This is a genomic window from Kitasatospora sp. NPDC041988 (genome assembly GCF_055588525.1).
On sequence record NZ_JBVJCO010000033.1, the window covers coordinates 21,135 to 27,404 of the forward strand.

A 6,270-nucleotide genomic window follows, 5' to 3' on the forward strand; every position below is an offset into this window, starting at 1 on the left:
CCCATGTCACTCGCGTTCGGCACCCGCAAGGGCACCGGATCGACCGACCCGGCGGCGCCCTCCACGCAGCACCTGCTGCGCCGGAAGCGCCGCCGGGAGGCGGCCCGCACCCTCGCCTTCCTCTCCCCCTGGCTGATCGGCTTCTGCGTCTTCTTCCTGTACCCGCTGATCTCCACCGCCTACTTCTCCTTCATGAAGTACAACGGCTTCACGGCCCCCACCTTCAACGGCCTGAAGAACTGGGACTACGTCTTCAACGACTACCCGTCCTTCTGGCAGGGCCTGCGCAACACGCTCTGGCTCGTCGTCGTCATGGTGGCGCTGCGGGTGGCGTTCGGCCTCGGCATCGGGCTGCTCATCACCAAGGTGAAGACCGGCGCCGGCTTCTTCCGCACCGCGTTCTACCTGCCCTACCTGGCACCGCCGGTGGCCGCCACCGTCTCCTTCGCCTTCCTGCTCAACCCGGGCACCGGCCCGGTCAACCACTTCCTCGGCGAGATCGGCCTGCCCCAGCCCGGCTGGTTCGCCGACCCCACCTGGTCCAAGCCCGCGCTCACCATGCTCGCCATGTGGGGCATCGGCGACCTGATGGTCATCTTCATGGCGTCCCTGCTGGACGTCCCGAAGGAGCAGTACGAGGCGGCCGAACTCGACGGCGCCGGCCCGCTCCAGCGGTTCCGGTACGTCACCCTGCCGAACATCTCGCCGATCATCATGTTCGCGGTGGTCACCGGGGTCATCCAGACCATGCAGTACTACACCCAGGCGATCGTCGCCGGGAAGGTCGCCGGCGGCATCGCGGGCAACTCCGGACAGCAGTTCGAGCCCGGCTACCCGCAGGGCTCCACCTGGACCCTGCCGCAGATGGTCTACAACCTCGGCTTCCAGCGCTTCAACTACGGCGCGGCCTGCGTCGTCGCCCTGGTGCTGTTCGCCATCTCGATGGCCGTCACCTCGATCCTGCTGCGCCGCAAGTCCGGCTTCATGGCGAGCGACGACTAGCGGACCAGTGAGGACACGATCATGACTCTCAGCACCACGCTCACCAAGGCCCCCGCGGGCGCGTCCCGCACCTCCGGCTCCGGAGGGCCCCGCAGCGCCGCCGCCCGGGCCGCCCGCCGGCGGGCCGCGCTCAACTGGGTGGCCGTCCACTCGCTGGCCATCGCCGCCACGCTGTTCTTCCTGCTGCCGTTCGTCTTCGCCTTCCTCACCTCGGTGATGACGGACAACCAGGCTCTCACCACCGATTACTGGCCCACCTCCTGGGAGTGGGGCAACTACGCCAAGGTCTGGGACACCCCCGGGTTCCTCACCTGGTGGCGCAACACCCTGCTGTACGCCGGCCTCGGCACCGTGCTGACCGTCGTCTCCAGCCTCCCGGTGGCGTACGCGCTCGCCAAGTTCCGCTTCCGGGGCCGCAATCTGGCCCTGATGGCCGTCATCGCGATGATGATGCTGCCGCCGCAGGTCACCGTCATCCCGATGTACCTGTTCTGGTCGAAGCAGATGCACCTCTCCGGCTCGCTCTGGCCCCTGATCATCCCGATGGCCTTCGGCGACGCGTTCTCGATCTTCCTGCTGCGCCAGTTCCTGCTGACCATCCCCAAGGAGTACATCGAGGCCGCCCGGATCGACGGCTGCGGCGACCTGCGCACCCTGCTCAAGGTCGTGCTGCCGATGGCCAAGCCGGCCATCGCCGCCGTCGCGCTGTTCCAGTTCTTCTACGCCTGGAACGACTACTTCGGCCCGCAGATCTACGCCAGCGAGAGCCCGGGCGCCTGGACGCTCTCCTACGGCCTGGAGTCCTTCAAAGGCGCCCACCACACCAACTGGAACCTCACCATGGCCGCCACCCTGCTGGTGATGGCGCCGGTGATCGTCCTCTTCTTCTTCGCACAGAAGGCCTTCATCGAAGGCGTGACACTGACAGGGGTCAAGGGCTGATGTCCGCACTCAAGCTGGCCATCGTAGGCGGCGGTTCGACGTACACCCCGGAGCTGATCGACGGCTTCGCCCGGCTGCGGGACACCCTGCCGATCGGCGAACTGGTGCTCATCGACCCGGCCGCCGACCGGCTGGAACTGATCGGCGGACTGGCCCGGCGGATCTTCGCCAAGCAGGGGCACGGCGCGGTCGTGTCGACGACGACGGACGTCGAGGCCGGTGTCGCCGACGCCGACGCGGTGCTGCTGCAACTGCGGGTCGGCGGCCAGGCCGCCCGCAACCAGGACGAGACCTGGCCGCTGGAGTGCGGCTGCGTCGGCCAGGAGACCACCGGTGCGGGCGGCCTCGCCAAGGCGCTGCGCACCGTCCCGGTGGTGCTCGACATCGCCGAGAAGGTCCGCCGCACCAACCCCGACGCGTGGATCATCGACTTCACCAACCCCGTCGGCATCGTCACCCGAGCCCTGCAGGCCGCCGGCCACAAGGCCGTCGGGCTCTGCAACGTCGCCATCGGCTTCCAGCGGCGGTTCGCGGGGCACCTCGGCGTCGACCCCGAGCTGATCCGGCTCGACCACGTCGGCCTCAACCACCTCACCTGGGAGCGCGGCGTCACCATGCTCGACGCACCCGGCGCGGCGAGCGGGCGCGAGGTGCTTCCCGAGCTGCTCTCCGGCTTCGGCAAGGAGATCGCCGAGGACCTGCACCTGCCGCAGCGCGTCATCGAGCGGCTCGGCGTCGTCCCCTCGTACTACCTGCGGTACTTCTACCAGCACGACCAGGTGGTCGAGGAGCTGAAGACCAAGGGCTCGCGGGCCGCCGAGGTCGCCGGGATCGAGCGGCAGCTGCTGGAGCTGTACGCCGACCCCACCCTGGACACCAAGCCGGAGCTGCTCGGCAAGCGCGGCGGCGCGTTCTACTCCGAGGCCGCCGTCCAGCTCATCGCCGCGCTGCTGGGGACGGGCGGCAGCACGTCCGTCCAGGTGGTGAACACGAGGAACGACGGCGTGCTGCCGTTCCTGCCCGACGACGCGGTCATCGAGGTCCCGGCCGAGGTCGACGCCGCCGGCGTACGGCCGCTGCCGCAGCGGCCCGTCGAACCGCTCTACGCCGGCCTGATCGCGGGCGTCACCGCCTACGAGCACCTCGCCCTCGACGCCGCCCTGCACGGCGGCCGCGACCGCGTCTTCGACGCCCTGCTCGCCCATCCGCTGGTCGGCCAGATCGAACTCGCCGACCAGCTCACGGACCGGCTGCTCGCCCACAACCGCGAGCACCTCGCCTGGGCGTGACCCGCCCACCGCGTCCGGCCCGCTGTGCGTCCGTCGGCGACAGCGGGCCGAGCCGCGAGGAGACCGTCCACCCCCGGCCGGGGACAACGGCCGGGCCACGTACGAGCCGCGGGGACCAGATGACCCACCAGCCCGAACCACTCCTGCCCGGCGTACTCGCCATCGACGCCGGCAACTCCAAGACGGACGTCGCCCTCATCGGCGCCGACGGCACCGTCCGCGGCACCGCCCGCGGCGGCGGCTTCGCCCCGCAGAAGGTCGGCGGCGCGGCGGCGGTCGCCGGCCTCGCCCCGCTGGTCGAGGAGGCCGCCGCGGCGGCCGGCCTCTCCTTCCGCAGCGGCGTCCTCACCACCCACGTCAGCGCCTGCCTCGCCAACGCCGACCTCCCGGTGGAGGAGGAGGCCCTGCGCACCGCCCTGGAATCCCACCCCTGGGGCGTCACCAACACCGTCGCCAACGACACCTTCGGCCTCCTCCGGGCCGGCACCGACGGCCCGCGCGGCGTCGCCGTCGTCTGCGGCGCCGGCATCAACTGCGTCGGCCTGCTCCCCGACGGGCGCACCGCGCGCTTCCCCGCCCTCGGCGAACTCACCGGCGACTGGGGCGGCGGCAGCGGCCTCGCCCTCAGCAGCATGTGGCACGCCGTCCGCGCCGAGGACGGCCGCGGCGGGCCCACCACCCTCGCCCGCGCCATCGCCGAACACTTCGGCCTGCCGAACACGGGTGCCGTCGCCGAGGCCATCCACCTCGGGCACCTGCCGTGGGCCCGGCTGCACGAGATCGCCCGGGTGCTGTTCGCCGTCGCGGAGACCGGGGACACGGTCGCCCTGGAGCTGGTCGACCGGCAGGCCGACGAGATCGCCCGGCTCGCGGTCGTCGCGCTGGGACGGCTGGAACTGCTGGACGAGCCGACACCGGTGGTGCTCGGCGGAGGCGTACTCGCCTCCCGGCAGCCGCTGCTGCTCGACAACCTGACCGCCCGGCTGGCGGCGGCCGCCCCGCTCGCCGAGCCGCGTGTCGTCGTCGCACCGCCGGTCCTGGGCGCGGCGCTGCTCGGCCTCGACCATCTCGGCGCGGGGGGCGCGGCGCAGGCGCGGCTGCGGGAGGCGTACGACCCGGCGCGGCGGCTGGCGGCGTGACCCCCTGCTGATCCCTTACCGACCCCTCGCCGACCGGATCGGCCCCGGAGTCCTATCTCTGACCCCAGCCGCAAAGTAGCCCGTGCCTTTGTCCAACGGGCTTCGTTGAGCCAGTCGGGTGATCTGGTGGGCTGAGGCGAGAGGGCGGGGACGTGCGGCAGGAGTGGTCGCCGGAAGACGTGGTGGCATGCTGGACGCTGGTAGACGGCGACTGGGACCTGGTGGCAAACAAGACCGGCCCGACTCGGCTGGGCTTCTGCTTGGCGCTGAAATTCTTCGAGCTGGAGGGCCGCTTCCCGCAGTCCGTGGAGGAGATCCCGCAGGAGGCGGTGGAGTACGTCGCCGGGCTGGTGAAGGTAGCGGCCGCGGACTTCGCGGGGTACTCGTTCACCGGCCGGACGGCCGAGTACCACCGCGCGCAGATCCGCGAGGTGCTGGGCTTCCGTCCCTCGACACGGGCGGACGAGGAACGGCTGATCGGGCGGCTGACGGAGGAGGTCTGCCCGGTCGAGCTGGTAGAGGACCGGCTGCGGGAGGCCCTGCTGGTGCAGTGCCGGGTGGAGCGGATCGAGCCGCCGGGCCGGATCGACCGGATCATCGCCTCGGCCCGGGCCCGGGCGGAGAAGGCGTTCTGCGAGCGGACCGTCGAGCGCCTGGGCGAGGCGTGCGCGTCCCGGCTGCTGGCGCTGGTGGCCGAGGGCAACGAGGCGGGGGCTACGCTGCTGGCTGACCTGAAGCAGGATCCGGGGGCGGTGGGGCTGGAGTCGCTACTGGCGGAGATCACCAAGCTGAACTCGGTGCGCACCTTTGGCCTGCCTGAGGGGCTGTTCGCGGGCTGCTCGGAGAAACTGCTGGCCGCGTGGCGGGCCCGGGCGATCAAGATGTATCCCTCGGACTTCCGTGACACCGCCGAGGACGCGCAGGTCACCCTGCTGGCCGTGCTGTGCTTTGCTCGGCAGGCGGAGATCACCGATGCGCTGGTGGATCTGTTGGTCGCCCTGGTGCAGAAGATCAATGCCCGTGCCGAGCGGCGGGTGGAGCGGCAGCTGACCGCGGAGTTGAAGAAGGTCCGCGGCAAGGAGGGCCTTCTGTTCAAGCTCGCCGACGCGGCGATCGGCAACCCGGACGAGATCGTGAGGCGGGTCCTGTATCCGGTGGTCGGGGAGAAGACGCTGCGGGACCTGGTGGCACGATCTTCGCCTGTGACTACCTGGCCAGCCCCGACCTGCGGCGTGAGATTCACGGCGGCCTCCAGGTCGTGGAGAACTGGAACAGTGCGAACACCGTTCTGCACTACGGTAAGGACGGCGCGCTGACCGGGCCGGACAAGGAGCACGCCGAGACCTCGATGCTCGCCCTGCACCTGCTCCAGTCCGCGCTGGTGCACATCAACACCATGTTGCTGCAGCAGGTCCTCGCCGAACCGGAGTGGGCCAGGAAGCTGTCGGACGAGGACCGGCGAGGTCTGACGGCCTTGTTCTGGTCGAACATTAATCCGTACGGCACGTTCCGCCTTGACATGGACACGCGCCTGGACCTGTCCACGGCGACCATCCCTGGCCAGCGCACTCCCGGAAGCGAGCACGTGCGCGTGGTCGGCTGAGTATCGACCTGCCGGTGCACTTGACCGCTGCTCCGTCCCGTGAGCGCTACCCCGCGTATCCCTTGAAGGACCGGCTGCAGGCAGCAGCGGCGAAGGTCGAAGGGTGTCGTCGAAGGCCAGGCGTCTGGCGGAGCGCAGGGGTCTCTGCTGGAGGCGTCGGGCGACTGCGGTCTGCCATCCACTTGGGGTGTGGCCTGCCACACCCCAAACGGAGGGCCAACCACAACGGCCAGCTGAGGGCCGGTGCGAGATGGGTGTTCGCCGGGCAATAACCCCCCGGCCCACCAACCCGCAG

The 6,270-nt window shown here is 70.6% G+C and carries 6 protein-coding genes; all 6 read left to right on the forward strand.

Annotation, left to right across the window (positions count from 1 at the left end):
• Positions 1–3: 3 nt before the first annotated feature.
• A complete protein-coding gene (locus tag ACZ6NC_RS28480) occupies positions 4–1,002 on the forward strand; it encodes a carbohydrate ABC transporter permease (protein WP_465736618.1) in 999 nt (332 codons plus the stop codon).
• 21 nt (positions 1,003–1,023) lie between these two features.
• Entirely contained in the window at positions 1,024–1,944 is a 921-nt protein-coding gene (locus ACZ6NC_RS28485) for a carbohydrate ABC transporter permease (protein WP_465736619.1), read from the forward strand.
• The gene (locus ACZ6NC_RS28490) at positions 1,944–3,233 is read left to right on the forward strand and encodes a 6-phospho-beta-glucosidase (RefSeq protein ID WP_465736620.1); all 1,290 of its coding nucleotides are present in this window, start codon (positions 1,944–1,946) and stop codon (positions 3,231–3,233) included. The genes ACZ6NC_RS28485 and ACZ6NC_RS28490 overlap by 1 nt, the downstream gene beginning before the upstream one ends.
• 119 nt (positions 3,234–3,352) lie before the next feature.
• Complete coding sequence (locus tag ACZ6NC_RS28495) at positions 3,353–4,372, forward strand: N-acetylglucosamine kinase (RefSeq protein WP_465736621.1); 1,020 nt, start codon at positions 3,353–3,355, stop codon at positions 4,370–4,372.
• 152 nt (positions 4,373–4,524) lie between these two features.
• Positions 4,525–5,688 carry a DUF4158 domain-containing protein gene (locus ACZ6NC_RS28500; RefSeq protein ID WP_465736622.1) on the forward strand — a complete coding sequence of 388 codons (1,164 nt, stop codon included), beginning with the start codon at positions 4,525–4,527 and terminating at the stop codon, positions 5,686–5,688.
• Positions 5,610–5,975, forward strand: a complete 366-nt coding sequence (locus ACZ6NC_RS28505; RefSeq protein WP_465736686.1) for a Tn3 family transposase — start codon at positions 5,610–5,612, stop codon at positions 5,973–5,975. The genes ACZ6NC_RS28500 and ACZ6NC_RS28505 overlap by 79 nt, the downstream gene beginning before the upstream one ends.
• Positions 5,976–6,270: the final 295 nt, after the last annotated feature.